Below are 21684 nucleotides of genomic sequence, written 5' to 3'. Positions count from 1 at the left end.
CGGACTTTCTTGCTACAAATATAGCAATTACAACCTACGTTGCACTAATTTACCGTTCTTATCGTAAAGCATTCGTCGATAAAAAGCCTCCACCATCAACGGAAAGACAAAGAGGGTGAAGAACGTGGCTCCTATTAATCCGCCAATGATCACGATCGCCAAAGGACGCTGGCTTTCCGATCCGATACCGTGGCTCAAGGCGGCCGGAAGCAGGCCGATAGCGGCCATGGAGGCGGTCATTAATACGGAACGTACCCTTGATTTCACGCTCATCTTGATCGAATCTTCCAGAGGATGCCTCTCCCGCAGGTTATTCTTGATGTCCGATATCATGATCACGCCATTCTGTATACAGATACCGAAGAGGGCGATAAAGCCGATACCGGCGGAGATCGAGAAGTTGAAATTCGTGATTAATAGGGCCAAGATACCTCCGACAGCGGCGTAAGGCACGTTCAATAAGACCAGTCCGGCATCCCGGGCGTTGCCGAAAAGGACGAATAGGATCACGAAGATGATCGCTATACTTACGGGGACGACTTGGGCCAAGCGTTTGGTAGCCCGTTGTTGGTTCTCGAAATCTCCGGTCCATTTCAAGGTATAGCCTTCGGGGAGCTTTACCTGCCTCTCCACTTTCCGCTGGGCTTCAGCCACGGCGCTACCCATGTCGCGGCCCCGGACCGAGAATTTCACGGCGCAGAAACGAGCGTGGTTATCCCGGTAGATAATCAACGGGCCGGTAATCGTATGGATATCCGCCAGCTCGCGGATAGGAATCATGGAACCATCCTTTGCCGGAACCAGTATCTTGCCTATCTCATTCTCGCTACGGCGGAAAGCGGATTCGTAGCGGACCATGATATTGAACTTACGCTCGTCCTCATAAAGCAGGGAGGCGCTCTTACCTCCTATCGCCATCTCGATAATGGATTGTACATCCTCCTTGGCCACGCCGTAGCGGGCTAAACGAGACTCGTTCAACTCGATCCGTAGCTCCGGCTGGCCGATATTCCGGATAACGCCCAGATCCTCGATACCGTCTACGGTCTCCAAGACCTTGAAAACTTCTACCGCTTTTTTCTCCGACTCGTATAGATCCTTACCGAAGACTTTCACGGCGATGGAACCTTTCACGCCGCTGGCCGCTTCCTCTACATTGTCCGAGATAGGCTGCGAGAAGTTAAAATCCACGCCCGGATAGATCGCCAGATCCTCTTGCATCTTCTCGATCAGGCCCGCTTTCGAGCGTTCGCTTTCCCACTCTTTCTCGGGATATATATCCACATGGAACTCGATGTTGTAGAAACCTGTCGCATCCGTGCCATCGTTCGGCCGGCCAGTTTGCGATAAGACCTGACGAACCTCCGGATAAGCCGCCAGCTTCCGGCGCATCTGGTTGGCCAACGTAACGGATTCATCCAAAGATATACTTTGCGGTAAGGTCGCACGGATATAAATAGAGCCCTCGTTCAGTTGCGGGAGAAACTCGCTGCCCAACAAGGTGAAGCACCAGATACCTACGGCGGCTACCAGCGTGGCGAACGTGATTGTCCGCTTCTTACGGGCGTGGCACCAGTCGAAAATACCGATCGACTTCTGATTGATCCATGCGAGGAACGGATTATGTTTCTCACGCACCTCTTTCTTTAATAGCATGGAAGAGAGGACGGGTACCAATGTCAACGTAAAGATCAACGCTCCCAACAAGGCGAACCCCAAGGTATAAGCGAGCGGGCTGAACATCTTTCCTTCCACCTTCTGGAAAGAGAAGATCGGGACCAAGGCGGTGATGATAATCAGCTTAGAGAAGAAAACCGCTTTCGCACGGTCCTTCGCCGTATGACGGATAATACCCATCTTACTCATCAAATTGAAAGCGGGCATGCCTACTTCACGGGCTTTCCGGTCCAATGCCACGAAAAGCCCCTCCACCATCACGACGGCGCCATCGATAATAATACCGAAGTCGATCGCTCCCATAGATAAGAGGTTGGCGCTCATCCCCATCGCCCGGAGACAAATAAAGGCGAAGAGGAGTGCCAACGGGATAATGATCGACACGATTACCGTCGTACGCCAGTCCGCCATGAAGATTAATACGATGAAAGTTACCAGCAGAATACCTTCCGCCAGATTATGTGTTACGGTCTTGACCGCCAGATCTACCAGATTCTCACGATCGTAGAACGATACGATTCGCACGTCTTCCGGCAAGGCGTTTTGTTGGATATCCTTGATCTTATCCTTCAAGGCGGCGATTACCTCGCCGGGGTTCTCCCCTTTTCGCATGACAACGATGCCTTGTACGACATCATCTTCCTCCATGCGGCCCACTTGCCCTAGGCGGGGAAGACTGGATTCGTGTACGGTAGCCAAGTGCTTGACAAGGATTGGCGTGCCATTGATATTTTTTACGACGATGTTCTCGATCTCTTTTACATCGTTAATCAAGCCGATACCCCGCACGACATAGGCTTGCGAGCTTTTCGTGATCACGTCGCCGCCTACGTTGATATTACTTTTTGCGATAGCGTCATAAAGTTCCAAGGTCGTTACCCCGTAACTGATCAGTTGATTCGGGTTGACGCTAACCTCGAAAGTCTTTACTTCTCCTCCGAAGCTGACGATATCCGCTACACCGGGTACGGCCCGCAACTTCCGCTCGATCACCCAATCCTGCAAGGTCTTCAATACCCGGACGGAACGCTTATCGCTACGTAATGTATAGCGGAAGATCTCGCCGGTCGGACCATATAAGGGCTGCACTTCCGGTGTGACCCCTTCCGGCAGGTCGGCGTCGTTCAAGAGATTATAAACTTGCTGGCGGGCGAAGAAATCATCCACCTTATCTTCGAACATCACGTTGATGACGGAAAGACCGAAAAGGGTCGTGCTCCGGATATCCGTCTTTTTCTGTACCGGGTTCATGGCGATCTCGATCGGGATCGTGATAAACTTCTCGATCTCCTCGGCGCTCCTGCCCGGCCATTGGGTGATAATCGTCACCTTCGTATTCGTCACATCCGGAAATGCGTCGATCGGCGTATGGATAAAGCTGGTGATACCGGCGATTACGGCGATCGTGGTACAAAAGAAGATAAAGAATTTGTTCCGGAGGGAGAACGTTATGATATTATCTATGAATGTGTGCATATCGTCCGGTTACTTTAATTCGTTATACACCAAGAGAGCGTTCCGATCTACGATCCGATCCCCATCCTTCAAGCCGGATCGCAGGTAACAGAACTTCTCGGTTTGCTTATACACCGAGATCTCATGCATTTGCAAATATCCCTCCTTCGAGACATAGACAACGTATTCTTTGCCATCCTCGAAAATAACGGCATGGGCGTTTACGCAAGGCATACTTTCTCCTTTTACCGCGCTCTGTACATATACGTTCGTAAACATTCCGGGTTTAAGCATATACTTCTCGTTCCTTAATTTGACTCTTACGCTCATGGTCTTACTTTCTCGGTCTAGCATATGATAGACCTTATCGATCGTTCCCGTAAACTCCATATCCTTATAGGCCAAAGTGGTGATACGAACGGTTGCCCCCTCTTTTACCTTGCTGATATCTCCCTCATAGACATCGGCCATCACCCAGACATCGTCGAGACCGGAAATGGTAAACATCTCCTCCCCTTGATCGGAACGGATCTGCATATCCCGGTTTATATTCTTATCGATGATAAAGCCGGAGACCGGCGCTTTCACCACATAGGTGGATGGGGCTGTTATGTTATAAATGGAATACATTTCTTGGATACGTTTGGTCTCGGCCTCGGCATCGGCTTGCTCTTGCTGGGCTTGCAGGAAGTCCCGGTCGGAAGCCATACCGCTCCGGGCCATATCTTGGGTAGCCTCCAAGTTACGGTTAGCGATAGCCAGTTGATGCTCGGCCTCCTTTCGCTGCTTGTCGATATCAGCGATCTCGCCGCTCCGGATCACTGCTAGGACATCTCCTTTCCCTACGTAATCGCCAACTTCCGCATGAATGGAGGTGACATTTCCACCAAATATCGGATACACATGAGCCACTCGCTCCGGATTGAAACTGACACGGCCATTGAGCAATAACTCGTTGGTTAATGGTGTGTCACGAACCGTATCCAATGTTATAATCTCCTGTAAACTGTCATTTAATAGTAAAGGTTCCCGGGTATCGACCGAGGTGGTCGCCTGTTTCCCACAGGAACATACCAAGGGTACTAAAAGGATAAATGTAATTAGATGCTTATTCATATCATTTGATTTGCTTTTAATAGTTGAATACATGGCTACCCGTTACGGTGTTTACCTCCTCCAAGGCCAGTAACACTTCTTTTTGGGTTTGGTAAAGTTGCAAGCAGGTTGTTTTGTAGGTCTCATAATAATCGATAAACTCAAGGAGACTGATATTCCGTTTTTGGAAATTCAAGTTCACGCCTTCGATAATCAAGGCGAAATCCTTCTCCAATCCATAGTTCGAGGAACGATAAAGCTGAATCGCCTTTTCCAACCGGGCATAGCTGGTGAATAATTCATTCTCGGCTTGTCGACGGGCGTATTCTTCCTTATGGGCCTTTTGAGCGACGGATATTTTCGCCGCCCTGATATTCCCTTGATTCCGGTTAAATATAGGGAGAGAGACGCTCAAGCCGATCGCCCAATAATCATTGATAAAGTTACCCGCCTTATCATACGTACCCTTTACGCTCACTTCCGGGAAAGCGAGGGAACGTTGTAATCTCACGTCCGCCTCCGAAGCCTTGACGCTTGCTTGCGCCAACTTAAGATCCGGACGTTCGTATAATAAAGAGGTCAATTCAGAGAAAGGAACGGAGTCCATATCGATCTGGTTCAACACAGACTCATCGAATATCGGCTCGAAGGTATCATTGCCGGATATTCCTAGTAAAAGCCGCATGTCTCCTTGAAGGGAGATAACTTGGTTGGCGATATCATTCCGCTCTTGCCGTAAAGAGAGTAATAGGGCCTCGATACGGGACTTCTCTAATAAAGAAACATTCCCTTTCTCATTCTGCTCCTTGAGAACCACCAACAGATGAGCCAATGAATCAATCTCACGATCGTAAATAGATTGGGATTTCTGGGTGAAATAAAGCGCTATGAATTTCTCCTTCAACTCGCTCCGGAGGGTTCTCAATACCTCTTCGAATTGGTAAAGGGCCATTTCCTTATTGATTTTCTCCAAACGGACACGTTTGTTTCGCTGTCCGGCAATATAGATCAACTGTTCCACCTCTACGATCGTTTCCCCTTGTTTCCCGAAATCAAAGTAACGTCCGTTCAACCGGTTATAAACATTTTGCTCCAAAGAGACCACGGGATTCTCGAAAAGTTTGGCCTGTACTACTTGGGCCTCGGCTATATCGATATTATACCGTTCGGCTATCACTTCCAGATTGTGTTCAGAGAAACGTTGCTCGGACTCTTTCAAGGAGAGGGAGACAACAGAGGCTTTCGCCCCAGAGAAAAGAAGAGATAAAAAAAGTAAAAGAGTGACTCGTCTGTCCATTTGCGTTAAATTTTACGCAAAGGTAGAAGTCACTCTTTTATCGCTTATGAATATTTAGTTAGAATACTCTTAGGCCAAATTAGAAATTTATTAGAGAGATTTAAAGTATAATATTGTTTTCTTTAATCCTTCCTCCAAACAAACCGTAGGTTCCCACCCATCTAATTTCTCTTTGGCCAACGTAATATCGGGCTTACGTTGCTTGGGATCGTCTCCCGGCAACGGGCGGTATACGATCTTAGAGGAGGAGTTTGTCAAACGGATCACGATCTTGGCCAACTCGTTCATCGAGAACTCTCCCTGATTTCCGATATTTACCGGGCCGGTAAAATCATCCGAGGTATTCATCATGCGAATCATCCCCTCGATCAAATCGTCTACATATTGGAAACTACGAGTTTGGTTTCCATCCCCATAAATCGTAATGTCCTTATTTTGTAATGCCTGTATAATGAAATTAGAGACGACACGGCCATCGTTCGTACTCATATTAGGCCCATACGTATTAAAGATGCGGATGATTTTAATGCGAACCTTGTTTTGGCGATGGTAATCCATAAATAAGGTCTCGGCGCAACGCTTGCCCTCGTCATAACAAGAGCGAGGCCCTATCGGGTTGACATTTCCCCAATAGCTTTCCGGCTGCGGGTGTATCATGGGATCTCCATACACCTCACTGGTAGATGCTTGTAATATCTTAGCGTTCACCCGTTTTGCCAGACCTAACATATTGACCGCTCCTAACACGGATGTCTTGATCGTCTGTATCGGATCTATTTGATAATAAACTGGAGATGCGGGACATGCCAAATTATAAATCTCATCGACCTCGGCTTGGAACGGTATAGAAACATCATGCCTGATCAACTCGAAATGTGGATTTTTCAGCAGAGGAATCACATTCTCCTTACTTCCCGTAAAATAGTTATCCAGACAAATTACTTCATTTCCTTCTTCTAAAAGACGGGCACATAAATGAGAACCGATAAAGCCGGCGCCCCCGGTGATAAGTATTTGCTTCATTATATTAAATTTATTTCGTGAATTTCACCCTATAAGGTGGATCCGGACGTAAATAATCTATATCCAGATAAGGAATCTTAGGATAGATCAAGTCCAGATAGCGGAGGTCTAAGGGGCCGGGAACGACTTCTATCCGTACCTTAGCGACACCTTTATCGATAAAATCCAATATCTCGGCGGCGCTCGCTGATACATCAATGATTCGTTTTCTATAACGAGGTCCACGATCCGTTACGCATACAATGGTACTTTTCATATTCTCCAAGTTCGTGACTCTTAAAAAAGTACCAAAAGGATACGTACGATGCGCGGCGACTAATTCTTCTTTATCATGAACCCTTCCACTGGATGATTTCCTGCCGTGGAAACGATGATGGTAATACGAAGCAAGTCCTTCCTCCTGTGCCCATATTCCTTCTCCACACTTAACTGCGGCAAATATAAGTAATATGTAGAACAAGCGGAAGGACATGTACCTTTTTTTAATCAATTATTGAAGCATTTTTCCATTATATTCTCCGTTCAAAGTCCTTAGAAAAACAACGATTTTTTCAACTTCTACATCATTGATCTCCTTTCCGATCTGGAACTCATGCATGATACGGATCGCATCCTCTACAGAGGCTACCGTTCCGTCGTGCATGTACGGATAAGTCAGCATCACGTTACGAAGTGTCGGGGTTTTGAACTTATGACGATCGGATTCTTTCTTAGTCACGGCATAGCGTCCGTTATCACCGTCCGTCAACCCTGTATTCCGGTAATCGAAATAGCTGTTCTTGATACCCATGAACTCGTAAGATTGACCACCGACATTTACACCAACGTGACAAGTAGCGCATTTATTGTCCTTGAATAGTTGATAACCCTCTAATTCTTCCGCTGTAAGCGCGTTTTTATCTCCCATCAAGTATTTGTCGAAACGACTCGGCGTAAGCAAGGTCTTCTCAAACTCAGCGATAGCGTCCGTGATCGTAGATTGAGAATAACCTTCCGGATACACTTCCGTGAATTTCTTCGTGAAATCCTTATCTTGCGCTAAAGCCTCGCAAATCTGGTCGAATGAGGTACAACCCATTTCCACTGGGTTCAATGGAGGACCAGCCGCTTGCTCTTTTAGGTCTGCCGCACGTCCGTCCCAAAATTGAACGAAATTAAGCGCCGCATTATATACGGTCGGAGCGTTAACACCACCGAACTGTCCATTAATACCTTCCGAATATTGCTTACGGTCTACACCACCTGTGTTCAATCCGTGGCAAGTAGCGCAAGAGATCGTATTGTCCGCAGACAAACGAGTATCATGATACAGGGCAAAACCCAACTCTACCTTCGCCGGATCTGTAGGCAAGCTCTTCATTAGAGGCTGAAGAGGCTCATTCTTAAATTCTTCCGCTACGGTTTCGGTCGTGAAACGATCTTTACGGACATTCTTCGCCCATGAGATGATCACCGCTTTCTCATTGTCGTCAAGGCTGGTTCCCCAGTGCATCGGCATATGGGAATACTTAGCCGGGGGCATAGAGCCGCTTAGGGCCGTATTCTCCACCTTCGCCAAATCAACCTCTGAAACGGGCTGCCCGTTCTCCAAGGCTTCCACCATAGCAGTCAAGTCCACATAGTGAACGGCCTCCTTCATGTCTGCCTGTACTACGGGACCGATCAACGGTAAATTACCGTAAAATGGCAGAGGCGCATTTTCAGAGTGGCAGGCCAAACAGTCGTTTTCCCGCAGGATAGAGGCCACTTGCTTACCTTCATTGTCGGCAAATTTCTTGTATTCGGAAGAACCGCACGAGGTAACCGCAAAGGCTAAAGCGCAGAGTCCTACCGGTAATGCCGCCATTTTAGCATAAATTGTTTTACGCATAACTATATTTATTTAGATTTATTAAGTGCAAATATAGAACAATTCACTTACATGTACCCTAAAAGCCTTGGATTTCATTGATCAGTTTTATCTATGGGAAGATAAATAGAATCTATGCGGTAGGCTTCCATCCGCAGCATTGCGGCAAGCTCCTTCCTATAATGCCCAGTATGAGGTTCTAACAATGGGCAATATAAGGATGTTACAATGCCCATTATAAGCAGCTAACAATCGCAGTTATAAGCAGCCGCCAATCGCTATGTGGATAATCCGATTTTTTTATATAGCTTTGTCTCATTATGTATAATCAATAAATTATAAGGCAAAGATGTTTAAGAACAAAGTTGTATGGATTATCATCGCTATCGTAGCGATATTATTCTTTTGGGTGAAAGGCGTGTATAATAATATGGTAACTCAAGACGAAGGCGTGAAAACCGCATGGAGCCAAGTTGAGAACCAATATCAACGCCGTATGGATTTGATCCCGAATCTGGTAAATACGGTAAAAGGATACGCCGCGCATGAGAAAGAGACTTTAGAAGGTGTGGTCAACGCTCGTGCCGAGGCGACGAAGACTACGATTGATCCTTCTAACCTTACTGAGGAATCCTTGAAGAAATTCCAGTCCGCACAAGGTGAGTTAGGAAATGCCCTCTCCCGTTTGATGCTTGTTTTAGAGCGTTATCCAGACTTAAAAGCGAATCAAAACTTTATGGAGCTTCAAGCGCAATTGGAAGGGACCGAAAATCGTATCTCAGTAGAGCGTAAACGTTTTAATGAGGTAGCTCAGTCTTATAATACCTATATTCGCCAATTCCCGAACAATATTTTGTCCGGAATGTTCGGCTTCCAATCGAAAGCTTATTTCGCCGCTGAATCCGGTGCGGAAAAGGCTCCTAAGGTAGAATTCTAATAGCCATTCGCTGAATGAGTGAGATAAAGAATATAAGATCTAGACGCAAGTGTCCGGTAAGCCTTTTATGGATCAGTTTATTGCTGGTTGGTTTTGCCTCCTCTATTTTCGCGGCAAAGGATTATTCGATCGAGACCATTCCGAACGTACGTCTTTCCAACCGGTTGAACCATGTCAGTAATCCGGATGGTATCATTACCCCGGATGATGCGGCACGTATCAATCAATTATTAAATGTAGTGGAAGATAGTCTCGGTATCGAGGTAGCTGTCGTTGCCGTGAATAGCATCGGTGATCATGATGCCCGGATGTTCGCTACGGATTTATTCAAACATTGGGGATTGGGACAAAAGAGCAAGGATAATGGTTTATTGATCCAGTTGGTGACGGAACCTTCCCAACGTTCGGTCGTTTTCGAGACGGGATATGGCATCGAGGGTGTCTTACCCGACGCGATTTGCTACCGGCTCCAGCAGCGGTATATGATGCCCGATCTAAAGGCCGGGGATTATAGCGCCGGCATGTTGAAAGGAGTCATGGCGGTTACCAAGTATTTAATGTCCAGCGACTATGAACGGGCAGGCATGACTGGCAACCGTTCTTCTTCCTCGTCCGATGATGATTTTATGTGGATATTCGTGGTGGGGATTATCGGGATGATCGGTTTCTCGGCATTTATCGCATACTTAAAGTATCGTCCGAAGGCATGTCCCCGTTGTGGAAAGAAAACCTTTGTGTATATGGGGCAGCAGGTGATCCGGGAAGCGACTCGTTTCTCGGAAGGTCTGGCCGAAGATGTATACCGCTGTAAGAGTTGCGGGTATACAGAGAAAAAAAATCGTACCATCGACCGCATACACCGAGGAGGAGGTGGCCCTATTATTATGGGTGGCGGTGGTGGTTTCGGAGGTTTTAGCGGAGGCGGCTCTTGGGGAGGTGGAAGCTCCGGGGGTGGCGGTTCGATCAGTCGTTTCTGAAAATACGATTATTCGCATTATTTTATACAAGCGGTCACGTAAAACTTTATGTGACCGCTTGTGTTTTCGTATCTTATTGCTCTTTCAGATAGTAGTCGGAAAGTATATCCCGTACCTTCTCGGGAGTAACCCTTCCATAGACCTTCCCGCCGATCATGACCACCGGAGCTAATCCGCAAGCACCGACACAGCGTAAGCAATCCAAGGAGAACAAACCGTCCGGTGTAGTCTCTCCTACCTTTATTTCCAATTGACGTTGCATTTCTTCCAGAACATTTTCTGCGCCACGCACGTAACAGGCCGTTCCCAGACAAACAGAGATGGGGTATTTCCCTTTGGGGGTCATCGTAAAGAATGAGTAAAAAGTAACTACGCCATATACCCTTGAGACCGGGATATTCAATTCGGCGGCGATAACCTGTTGGACTTCCGGTGGTAAATATCCGAACAAGCCTTGGGCGGCGTGCAAGATATTGATCAACTCCCCGGGATCGTTGTTGCGTTCAGCGCATATCGCATGTAGCTCCGCTACTTTTGTTTTAGGCAAATGTATCTCATTCATGGCTTATTTACTTTTTTCGGTTTCTATATACATACCGATTACTTCCTTACGATCTATGTAATGGGTATGCAGTAATTTATGGGCTTTCGGTCCGCAAGGCTCTCCCAAATACTCGCTGTATAATTGCTGGATATACGGATTCTCATGGCTCTTGCGAAGCGGTTTGTTAGCGTCTTCCCGGTAAAGAGCGGAAGCACGCCGGCGAAGTACCTCCATACGGCCTCGGTGGAACGGTTGTCCACCACCGCCGATACAGCCTCCCGGACAAGCCATCACCTCGATCGCATGATAAGGAGAGGTACCGTTCTTCACCTCCTCGATCAATTTGCGGGCATTCCCCAGACCATGAGCGATACCGATCTTTACCGGAGTCCCATTAAAATCGATCGTAGCGCTACGAATACCTTCCAGCCCGCGTAACTCCTCGAAGTCCACTTTATCCAGATTTTTCTTCGTATATAATTCATAAGCTGTACGGCAAGCGGCCTCGATAACACCGCCGGTAGTACCGAAGATCACGCTCGCTCCGGTAGATTCACCCAACGGGCTATCGAACTCACCATCCGGCAGTTCATTGAAATCTATATTCGCATAACGGATTAAACGGGCTAACTCACGGGTATAGATCGAATAATCTACATCGGGATTACCTTCCACGCTAAACTCCGGGCGGCTAGCCTCATACTTCTTCGCCAAACAAGGCATGATAGATACGACTACCAAATCCTTACGGTCCACTCCCAACTTCTCGGCGAAATAACTCTTGGCGATCGCTCCGAACATTTGCTGCGGGCTCTTGGCTGTAGATAAATTATCCCGTAACTCGGGGAAATGTTGTTCCACAAAGCTAACCCAACCCGGACAACAACTCGTCATTAACGGTATTTTCACCTCTTTGTCTCCATTTAGGTAACTACCTAGGCGATGTAATAATTCCGTACCCTCTTCCATAATGGTCAAGTCGGCGGCAAAGTCCGTATCGAATACATAATCAAAACCCAATTGACGCAAAGCTGAAACCATCTTGCCTGTAACCAATGTACCCGGCTCATACCCGAAATCACGTCCCAACGCTGTGCGAACCGCCGGCGCTGTCTGGGCGATAACAATTTTAGTAGGATCGGCCAAAGCGTCCAAGACCGGCTGTTGCGTATTACGTCCGCTAAGCGCGTTTACAGGACAGACGGATACGCATTGTCCACAATACGAACAGGTACTTCCGGCCATATCCCGTTCAAAAGCAGTCGATACGGCCGCGTTAAATCCACGGTTCACGGCAGTCAAGGCGCCAACTGTCTGTATCGTATTACACATGGTCTCACAGCGGCGGCACATGATACATTTGTTCATGTTCCGCACAATGGAAGGGGAACGGTCTATCGTAAATGTGGACATCTCTCCCTTATACCGGATCTCACGGATTCCTAAGTCATGTGCGATCTTTTGTAACTCGCAATGTCCGTTGCTGCTACATGTCAGACATTCCGCCGGATGATTCGAGAGGATCAGCTCCATCACCGTCCTACGGGCATTCATCACCCGGGGGGTATGTGTCCGTACGACCATGCCTTCCGTACATTCCATCTTACAGGATGGGGCTAGATTTCTACGTCCCTCGATCTCTACGACACAAATACGGCAAGCTCCCGGATTATTCTCGTAGTGCAAGTCCTCCAGTTTCATATAACAGAGTGTCGGGATGTGGATACCTACACTTTTTGCCGCATCTAAAATGGTGGTTCCTCTCGGCACTTCCACCTCTTTATTATCTATGATTAATTGAATTGTTTCCATGCTTATAAATAAATTTAGTGGACATAAATCGCTCCGAACTTACACTTCTCCATACAGGTACCGCAACGGATACAAGCTTGCGGATCGATAATATGAGGAATTTTCCGTCCACCTGTAATCGCATGCACCGGACAAACACGGGCACAGAGCGTACATCCTTTACATTTCTCCGGATTGATGAAATATTGAGTAAGTTCCCGGCATTGATGAGACGGACAACGATGCTCCCGGACATGCGCCAGATATTCATCGTAGAAATTATCCATCGTAGATAAAACCGGATTCGGAGAAGTCTGTCCCAAGCCGCATAAAGCGGTATCCTTAATCACCATCGCCAGATTCCTTAGACGGGTCAAATCCTCTTCGGCTCCGTTTCCACTCGTAATTTTCTGCAATATCTCATGTAAGCGTTTATTACCGATACGGCACGGTGCGCATTTACCGCAAGATTCCTCGACCGTAAAGTCCAGATAGAACTTAGCCATGGCTACCATACAATCATCCTCGTCCATGACGATCATACCTCCGGAACCCATCATGGAACCAGCGGCAAGCAAATTATCATAATCGATAGGAAGATCAAGATGCTTTTCAGTCAAGCAACCTCCTGACGGGCCACCGGTTTGCACAGCCTTAAACTTCTTTCCATCCTTGATACCTCCCCCAATTCCAAAGATAACCTCACGCAAAGTCGTACCCATAGGAACCTCGATCAGCCCCACATTGTTTACCTTTCCAGCCAAGGCGAACACCTTTGTTCCTTTGCTTTTCTCCGTTCCGATACTACTGAACCATTTAGCGCCTCTTAACAAGATCACCGGGATATTTGCGTAAGTCTCTACGTTATTTACATTGGTCGGACAACCTTTATACCCGTGTTCACTAGGGAACGGCGGCTTTACGGTAGCCTCGCCTCGCAAACCTTCCATACTGTGGATCAAAGCAGTCTCCTCTCCACAAACAAAAGCTCCGGCACCGTACCGGATCTCGATATCGAATGAGAAATCAGTCCCAAATATATTCTCGCCCAGCAATCCATATTCTTTCGCTTGCCGTATGGCGATTTTCAAACGTTCCACGGCTAGCGGATATTCGGCACGGATATATACCAAACCTTTGCTAGCTCCCGTACAATATCCATTAATCGCCATAGCCTCCACAATCGAATGCGGGTCGCCCTCCAATATGGAGCGATCCATAAAAGCGCCCGGGTCACCCTCGTCCGCATTGCAAACCACGTATTTTTGAGGTGCTTGTACCTTACGGGTAATCTGCCATTTCAAACCTGTGGGGAAACCACCGCCCCCACGACCCCGTAAACCGCTATCCATGATTTCCTTGATTACTTCCTCGGGAGTCATTTCCACAAGGGCTTTTCCTAACGCTACATAGCCGTCACGAGCGATATACTCATCGATATTCTCAGGGTTGATAAAGCCACAATTTCGAAGGGCGATTCGTAGCTGTTTCTTATAGAATCTGATATGCTTGGAGTCCGGAACCAGCTCACGGGTCTCTGGATTCATATAAAGTAACCGTTCCACTTTACGGCCTTTTACCAAATGCTCCCGTACGATCTCGTCCGCATCCGATGGTTGAACTTGTACGTAAAAAGTGTTATCGGGGATCATCTTAACCACCGGACCCTTCTCGCAGAAACCGAAGCATCCGGTACGGATCACTTGTGTATCCTCTAATCCGTATTGCTCGACGGCGGCTCTCAGATTCTCGATGATCTGCTCGCTTTGTGATGCACGGCAACCTGTGCCACCGCACACCAATATATAATTCGTGTATTGTGCCATTTATGTAAGATATTAAATTTCTTATTCGGGTTTTACGGTGGTGTAAGTTACAGGAATGATGCCGTCTACCAAGATACCCTTACGGATATACTTATCTATGATCTCTTCTACTTTTGCCTTATCAACATAACCGAATACCAACGGCTCCTGACCCGGAAGCTTGATTTCGATAGTCGGTTCCGCATAACAATAGCCCATGCATCCGGTTTGAGTTACCAACGCATCGATTTTCTGCCGGTCTAAAACCTCGATAAAATAACTCATTATCTCCTTGGCTCCGGCAGCTATACCGCAAGTGGCCATAGAAACCTTAATTTGTACGAGCTGATCAGGGGTATTGCTTTTTTCACGCAGATCCAAAGACGCACGAAGAGATTCACGCATTTTCTTGAGATCATCTAATGTCTTTACTTTGTTCATGGTCATATTCTATTATTTAAGGAAAACACCGTAATGTCATTTGCACAAACATACGGAATCTCTTTCAAATAATATCATATTTCCGTGAATTTTTCTTCGACACGTGATTGAGATATCTTGGAATTGGGAGGTACACTATGGGTGAGCCAGATGTTACCCCCGATAATAGATCCTCGGCCAATAGTGATCCGTCCTAATATGGATGCGTTGGAATAAATGGTCACATAATCCTCGATGATCGGATGACGGGGTAAATCTATCGGAAGTCCTTCCTCGTCCAGCGTAAAACTCTTAGCTCCTAACGTCACACCTTGATAAAGGCGGACATGGTTTCCGATAATGGCGGTTTGTCCCACGACAATACCCGTTCCATGATCGATACTGAAATATTCTCCGATCTGCGCCCCGGGATGAATGTCGATCCCGGTTTGCGAGTGTGCCATTTCCGTAATGATACGCGGGAGTACCGGTACGCCTAGCTCGAATAATTCATGAGCGACCCGTTGATGTAAAAGCGCGTAGACCGCCGGATAACAGAATATAATCTCACTCACGCTCTTGGCTGCCGGATCACCATCCAAGATGGCCTTTACATCGGTGGACAGTAAATATTTGATATGAGGAATCCGGTTAATAAAAGCGATCGAGATCTCGGAAGCCCGGTCCTTGGAATCACAACAACGCTCTACCTCAAAACAAAGTCCATTATATATTTGCTCTTGCAAGAGATCATAGATCTTTTCCAAATAGACTCCCGTATAATATTGGATAGAGCCTAATTGAGCCTCTTGTTCCGTACCAAAGAATCCGGGGAAGATAACCGTACGTAATAGGCGCATGATCTCATGCAACGTAGCGACTGAAGGCGATGGCTTCTGATGCAACGGGATATATTTGTATTCCGGTAGATCAGGAGCCGACAGCCGTTCTACGTTCTTCTGTATCTGTTCTAAAATCGCTGTTCTATTCATCTTTAATTATCCCAAGTAGGATCGTAACTGATTAATGAGTTAGAGGCATTGCCCAAACCGATATAGATATAATTATCCAAGACATACATGCAATGTACAGACCTGTTAGCCGCTGGTAACTGGGATTTCTGGCTCCAGTTCTGAGAGTCCGGATCATAGCGCCAAATATAACCGTCCCCGTCTACGCCATATACGTAATTACCATAAGCGATAGCACATAAAAGCATCCTTCCGGGGAACGAAGCCTCCTTTTCCCAAGCTACAGCGTTCTTGTCTGTAGACCAAAACTGTGTCGTATATTCCAAAGAAGGATCCGCTTTATTAATAATCCCCAGTCCGGCATATATACGGTCACCAATTACAACGGATATTCCGCCGTATTGTTTAATCGGGAAATTAGATTTCTTGCTCCAAACGAAAGCGCTCGGTTCATAAGTCCAGACTTCATCGATTAGTTCGTTACCTCTACGTCCACCTATGAGGAACGCCTGATCTTCCATTCTGCAACATGCCGTCCGATACATACCTTTAGGCCGTTGCTGGTCTGTTTGTACGGCGCTCCAAGAATTATCGGACGTGGAGTATACATATAAACTGTCACATATCTTTCCCGTGTTATCTAAACCACCAAAAGTCCATAGGCCAAATCCGATACTGAAACATGCTTGGCCCGATAATTTCTCAGGCTGAGACCTTAAGGGCAACCATTCTTTCTTAGAGGTCATATATCCCCAAAACTCATCGGTGTATTCCCTACCCGTGTCACCGCCTAATAAGAATCCCGTGCTATTAGCCAAGGTACAGAAAGAGGTAGATCCCGGTATCCGGAAAGCTCCCTCAAACCTTGCCCCTACTCCAAATATATCCGGAGTTTGGAAGCGAACTTCCTCTCCGTAAGCGATACCATTCTTATTTTTAGCGTAAGCTCTTAAATAATAGCTCGTGCCTCCTCTCAATTCCTTTATCGTACCCGTAAACGCTTGTGTACCGGAAGAAAGAGCTACCGCTCCTTCACAATTACCAAAGGCCGGACTAGGACTAGTTCCCCAACATACACCAGCCTCTGTAACCGGTGAGGCACCTTCGGCTAAGACCTCTCCTCCTACCCATGCGGTACCGTTTTTAATAGTAGACACCTCCTTTGTATTGACTGTAGGCAACTCACTTTCCAGAATCGTATGGATACCTTCGCCTGCGCTATAGGTAGTACCTAAAGCGTTTGTCGCATAAGCACGTACGTAATACCCTTTCTGCTGTTGCATATCATAGATTTTCCCGGCAAATTCTCCGATACCCGCTCCGCAAATAATCGTATCCCCATTTTCTATTGTCGGTGATTTATCAGTACTAAAGCAGAAACCACATGCCGTGATCGGAGAATCTCCCTCGCTTATTATTTCCATGGAGAACTCCGCATAGGTAAACTCTGTCGCTATTTTCTTGAATTTGTTATCATCTAATACAGGACGACCATTCGTAGTCTTAAAGGTCTCGACTTTCGCCCCGTTATACTCACCATATTTACTTTTTGCGTAAGCTCTAACGTAATAGGTAGTTTCCGGTTTTAAATCGGAGATCGTACAATAGAACGAATCGGCTTCCATGTCTATACGAATCGTGGAGTCAGATGCTGAAGGCTCCGGATTCAGCATTAAGTAAATACCCCTTTCCTCGATTTCGGCTTCTCCTTGTTTGGTTATCATACCTCCGCATTGAACGGAAGTAGACATCACGTTGACTGGAAATAAGGTCTTAACGCTTCCTAATCCATCTTTCGTCTTAAAAGGTAAAATCTCTCCATAAGCGGTATCTACCGCATTGATCGCATAGGCCCGGATATAGTAATCCAGATCATTGGTTAAGCCCTCGATCGTAGCCTCATATTTTACCTTACGCTTGGATACGGCTTTTTTATTTTTCTCTATCACAGTAAAGGTAGATTCCGTGCTCCAACAAAAACCGGCCTCTGTCACGGGAGCGCCGTTTTCTTGCAGGACCTCCCCCGATACTGTCACTGAACTAGCCGTGGACTTCAATATCTCGTCTGTCTTAACAGACGGTTTTTTAGCGTTTCGAATGCCACCATCTATATCCGGATCATTCACGCATCCGGCCATTAATAAAGCCGCAAATAGAATAGAGAAGAGTGAGTATATATGTTTCATAAATAATCAATATTAAAAGAATACACCTAAGCCAGCGTTTAGATCCAAGTACTTAAAATTAACCGTGTTGCATCCAACGCTAATAAATACAGAGTTCGTTATTTTCATCATCAAGTCAACCTCGGCAGCGACCCCTTTGTATGAGGAATCAATATTCCGGCACCATACCTCTCGTGTACTGTCGTAGTTTTCATAGGAATGGGTCGTGAACGAATGTAGTAAAGCTCTTTCACCATATCCCAAACCAACGGAGGCATATAACCACGGAAAGCATTTTACGATTAAACCGGCCGTTCCGGCTATACTATTTGTCTTCGAGGATTTACCTGTATTAAGCTCATAAGATTCCCCTTCCGAATTAGAGAACTTAATAATCTGCCCTTGGTTATTACATTCGTCCGTATAATTCATAAAAGACATATTCGTCTTGAAACGGACATACCAACCGAAGCGTTGCCCCATACCTCCTACCGTGATTCCATAAGGAGATTCGATCGAATACGAGTATCCCGCGAAAAACTCCATTCGTTTCTTAGGGGATACCGCCGCGGAATCTATTGGTTGGGCCGCCGGTTCCGCCGGCTTTAACAATATCTCTTGGTATTCTTTCCAATAGGTTGCTAGCTCCTCACTTTTAGGGGTTCCGATACCTTCCGAATAATAAATGATTAATTTAGAGATGGCATCCGGATCATCTTCCGTAGCTTTGACCGTCAGGCAGTTTAAACATTTATTCATCAAGCTACGCATGGAAGGCCGCATTCGCTCGTTGGAAAGCCAAATCGTAGTCAGCTGATCAATACTGTATGCGTCGCATTGCGATACGCCTTCCTCGTACCACATTTTAGCGTCACTATAATCAAGACGTTTCATCGCTTCATCTCCCTTACGGTTGTATTCCGTACGCTGTTGCGCCAGCAGTCCGAGGGGAAATACCGCACATATCATCAATATCCAAAGTCTTTTCATATAATAGGTAAATACATGTTTAGTTGTTCATAATATTACAATCAATAATAAGTAAGGCCTTCGCTAATCAATGATCCGTCAGAATTATAAATATCAAACAAATTGTCTTCCCGTTCGAATGCCCGGCCGTTATCCGCGATACCGACACTTAGGTATTTGCAAGGAATACGTTCCTCGGCTTTCGAATCGATCGCCCCGTATCTGTTATTTGACTTCTTGCGTACGATCTTATATCGTCCGAAAGCCATTTTCTCCTCATACAGGGCCTTTTTGTCCGCTATACGTTTCTCCTCGGTTTTCTCATCGCAAGCGATGATCAACCGGACTACCTCTTCCGTAAGTTTCGTATCCTTTGCCTCCGACAAATCTTTCTTAGCTCCCGAATAATCAGCTTTGGCCATTTTTTCCTTACCGGAGGCGATTAACGAGTTATATTTCTCATTCATCTCATTTTCCGATGGCTGATCCGGGAGAACATTCTCTTCTGTCGTATGCTCTGTTTCCATAGGTCGTTTCTCTTCCACTTTAGGCTCTTGTTTCTCCGCTTTCTTTATCTCAGAGATAGGAGGTTCCGTATGTAGAACTGGGTGATCTGGCATTTCTACTTCTTTTGAGACATTGCTATCCGGCTCCACAGCTGAAGGTAAATCAATACTCTCGACAACCTCTTTTGTGGGCCTATTGCTATGCACTAAAAGAGCCGTAGCGGATCCTACAACGACAAATATAGCGATTCCGATAGGAATTATTTTCTTTCTGGAATTATTCTTTTCTGTTATTGGCTCCACGGCAGGTGGATTAGCCACATTGACAACAGTCTCTTCATCATCCGATCCTACTAATTTAGAATCTACAGGTGATGAATAAACCACCGTTGTTTCCTCATTCACAATCTCGGGAGATGGACTTGGGACAACCTGAACTTCCTTTTCCGCTTGAGAAAAATCCAAAGACGCCAACATCTCGCCCACCGTCTCAAAGCGATCCGCAGGAATGATTTGCATCGCTTTTATGATAACAGCCTCTGTTTTCGGGCTGATCGCCGCATTGATTTCAGAGGGGTTTCGCAAAGGACGTGCGGCACGTAGTATAGATTCTGTAGGGATTGTTCCCGTTAACAGATTATACATCGTGGCTCCCAAGGAATAAATATCCGGACGGGGCGAGAACACTTGTGTTCCTTCGTTATCGTATTGCTCTATGGATGCGAATCCTTTAGAAAGGGTTAACATCGTAGTGCTGGTCTCTTCCTGCTCGATATCGTAACGTTTGCTGACTCCGAAATCGATCAAGCGGGCGTTCCCGTTCTTATCGATCAAGATATTGCTAGGCTTGATATCCAGATGCAAGATACTCTTATCATGAACGAATTGTAACGCCTCGCCAATTTGCCGTACATATTTAAGGACCGTAGCTTCGGGCAATATCCCGTTTTTCTCAAGCATATATTTTAGCGAGAAGCCGGAAATATACTCCATGGCAATATAAGCCGTATTGTTTTCCTCGAAAACCTCCAACACGTTTACGATATAGGGATGGTGAACTTCCGATAGGATCTTTGCCTCTTTGATCAGTTTTTCCTTGAACTTGTTAAATAAGACCTTTCCCGTCTCCGAATGTACTTTTACGGCTTGGGAACCGGGTTCTCTATAACAATAATCCTTGAAGAAATATTCCTTGACACAGATAGGGACCTCCGTCTTTACGGTACCTAAAGATCCTTTAACCTCTGTGTACCAAACTCCTCTGTAGGTTATGCCAAAACCACCTTGACCAACCACATGAGTAAGTCTGTATTTTCCGTTTTGAAGAAGATGTCCGTCTGGCAGATTCATAACCTTGAATAATTCCATTTAATCTGCCAAAAGTACGTTATTTATATAAAAGAATAAAGAAAAGAGAGAATATTTTGCTTAAAACCCATGCTATCTTCCACTTTTTGAATAGTTATGATATAAAAAGAAAAATTATCCCGAGTCTTGCCGTCACAGGCTTCCATGAGAGCGTCCTTTATTTCCGGAACAGATAAACGACCATTAAATATCTCTGCAATCTTTTCATTCTTCAGTCTTTCAAGAACCCCGTCCGTACAAAGAAAGAGGAAATCGTCGGGTTGAATATCGTTCAAGGTAATAATGTCCGCTTCTGTTGGAGTATGAGTGCCTTGTATAGCCCGGATAATCACATTCCGCTGGGGGTGGGTTAACGCTTCTTCCGGAGTGATCTTACCTAATTTAACCAACGAATTTACCAATGAATGATCTTCTGTTTGATATAAAATCTCCCCCTTCCTCAGATGATAGATCCGGCTATCTCCGATATGAGCCAATACGATTCCGGAAGAAGCGATATAGGCCATGGTGAGCGTAGTAGCCATACCCATCGCTTCCGGATGCTCTTGAACATAGGAGTCGAAACAGACTTCCGCATAATGTACGGCTTTATGGATAAACTCTGGCGTGGGATCATCCTTTAGGAACGTAGAAAAGAAAGTTTGTATGGACTCGCAAGCTAATGAGCTGGCTACCTCCCCTTTCTCGGCTCCACCCACACCATCGCAAACCATAAACAATTTTTGGTCAAGGGTCACTTGTTCGGGAAGCGGGTAAATGGAATCCTCGTTATTCGATCTGCCTCCTTTTTCCGTAATAGCACATGGCTTACCGATCGTTATAATCATAACAAATG

Annotated in this window: 17 protein-coding genes; 2 read left to right on the top strand and 15 right to left on the bottom strand. The window is 46.1% G+C overall.

Annotated features, from left to right (window positions below; all coding sequences use genetic code 11):
- Positions 1-27: 27 nt before the first annotated feature.
- The 6 genes from BDI_RS05280 to BDI_RS05255 form a co-directional block, all read right to left on the bottom strand.
- The gene (locus BDI_RS05280) at positions 28-3153 is read right to left on the bottom strand and encodes an efflux RND transporter permease subunit (protein WP_011966298.1); all 3126 of its coding nucleotides are present in this window, start codon (positions 3151-3153) and stop codon (positions 28-30) included.
- 9 nt (positions 3154-3162) lie between these two features.
- Positions 3163-4248 carry an efflux RND transporter periplasmic adaptor subunit gene (locus BDI_RS05275; protein ID WP_011966297.1) on the bottom strand — a complete coding sequence of 362 codons (1086 nt, stop codon included), beginning with the start codon at positions 4246-4248 and terminating at the stop codon, positions 3163-3165.
- 16 nt (positions 4249-4264) lie between these two features.
- Positions 4265-5524, bottom strand: a complete 1260-nt coding sequence (locus tag BDI_RS05270; RefSeq protein ID WP_011966296.1) for a TolC family protein — start codon at positions 5522-5524, stop codon at positions 4265-4267.
- 90 nt (positions 5525-5614) lie between these two features.
- Entirely contained in the window at positions 5615-6547 is a 933-nt protein-coding gene (locus BDI_RS05265; RefSeq protein ID WP_008779858.1) for a UDP-glucuronic acid decarboxylase family protein, read from the bottom strand.
- 10 nt (positions 6548-6557) lie between these two features.
- The gene (locus tag BDI_RS05260; protein WP_005857026.1) at positions 6558-7019 is read right to left on the bottom strand and encodes a septal ring lytic transglycosylase RlpA family protein; all 462 of its coding nucleotides are present in this window, start codon (positions 7017-7019) and stop codon (positions 6558-6560) included.
- An 18-nt stretch (positions 7020-7037) separates the two neighbouring features.
- Complete coding sequence (locus BDI_RS05255; protein WP_011966294.1) at positions 7038-8417, bottom strand: cytochrome c peroxidase; 1380 nt, start codon at positions 8415-8417, stop codon at positions 7038-7040.
- 328 nt (positions 8418-8745) lie between these two features.
- Here BDI_RS05255 and BDI_RS05250 point away from each other — a divergent pair, with 328 nt between their 5' ends.
- Positions 8746-9333: a LemA family protein gene (locus tag BDI_RS05250; RefSeq protein WP_005857030.1), complete on the top strand. Its 588-nt coding sequence runs from the start codon at positions 8746-8748 to the stop codon at positions 9331-9333.
- Between the two features lie 14 nt (positions 9334-9347).
- Positions 9348-10310: a TPM domain-containing protein gene (locus tag BDI_RS05245; protein ID WP_011966293.1), complete on the top strand. Its 963-nt coding sequence runs from the start codon at positions 9348-9350 to the stop codon at positions 10308-10310.
- Between the two features lie 73 nt (positions 10311-10383).
- Here BDI_RS05245 and BDI_RS05240 read toward each other — a convergent pair whose 3' ends face one another.
- From BDI_RS05240 to BDI_RS05200, 9 genes are all read right to left on the bottom strand, one after another.
- Positions 10384-10872: a complex I 24 kDa subunit family protein gene (locus tag BDI_RS05240; RefSeq protein WP_005857033.1), complete on the bottom strand. Its 489-nt coding sequence runs from the start codon at positions 10870-10872 to the stop codon at positions 10384-10386.
- A gap of 3 nt (positions 10873-10875) precedes the next feature.
- Entirely contained in the window at positions 10876-12666 is a 1791-nt protein-coding gene (locus tag BDI_RS05235; protein ID WP_005857035.1) for an NADH-dependent [FeFe] hydrogenase, group A6, read from the bottom strand.
- A 14-nt stretch (positions 12667-12680) separates the two neighbouring features.
- The gene (locus tag BDI_RS05230; RefSeq protein ID WP_005857037.1) at positions 12681-14471 is read right to left on the bottom strand and encodes an NADH-ubiquinone oxidoreductase-F iron-sulfur binding region domain-containing protein; all 1791 of its coding nucleotides are present in this window, start codon (positions 14469-14471) and stop codon (positions 12681-12683) included.
- A gap of 21 nt (positions 14472-14492) precedes the next feature.
- On the bottom strand, positions 14493-14891 hold the full coding sequence (locus tag BDI_RS05225; protein ID WP_005857039.1) for a (2Fe-2S) ferredoxin domain-containing protein: 399 nt from the start codon (positions 14889-14891) through the stop codon (positions 14493-14495).
- 74 nt (positions 14892-14965) lie between these two features.
- Entirely contained in the window at positions 14966-15862 is an 897-nt protein-coding gene (locus BDI_RS05220) for a serine O-acetyltransferase (RefSeq protein WP_005857041.1), read from the bottom strand.
- A gap of 2 nt (positions 15863-15864) precedes the next feature.
- Entirely contained in the window at positions 15865-18027 is a 2163-nt protein-coding gene (locus tag BDI_RS05215; protein ID WP_005857043.1) for a Kelch repeat-containing protein, read from the bottom strand.
- A 12-nt stretch (positions 18028-18039) separates the two neighbouring features.
- Complete coding sequence (locus BDI_RS05210; protein WP_008779854.1) at positions 18040-18996, bottom strand: hypothetical protein; 957 nt, start codon at positions 18994-18996, stop codon at positions 18040-18042.
- A 41-nt stretch (positions 18997-19037) separates the two neighbouring features.
- Positions 19038-20831, bottom strand: a complete 1794-nt coding sequence (locus BDI_RS05205; protein ID WP_158303811.1) for a serine/threonine-protein kinase — start codon at positions 20829-20831, stop codon at positions 19038-19040.
- A 41-nt stretch (positions 20832-20872) separates the two neighbouring features.
- Positions 20873-21676 carry a PP2C family protein-serine/threonine phosphatase gene (locus BDI_RS05200; RefSeq protein ID WP_005857050.1) on the bottom strand — a complete coding sequence of 268 codons (804 nt, stop codon included), beginning with the start codon at positions 21674-21676 and terminating at the stop codon, positions 20873-20875.
- Positions 21677-21684 lie beyond the last annotated feature (8 nt).

Source organism: Parabacteroides distasonis ATCC 8503, assembly GCF_000012845.1.
In the GTDB taxonomy this organism is placed as follows: domain Bacteria; phylum Bacteroidota; class Bacteroidia; order Bacteroidales; family Tannerellaceae; genus Parabacteroides; species Parabacteroides distasonis.
Note: the sequence above shows the minus strand (reverse complement) of the source record. Positions and strands in the feature narration are given on the sequence as shown.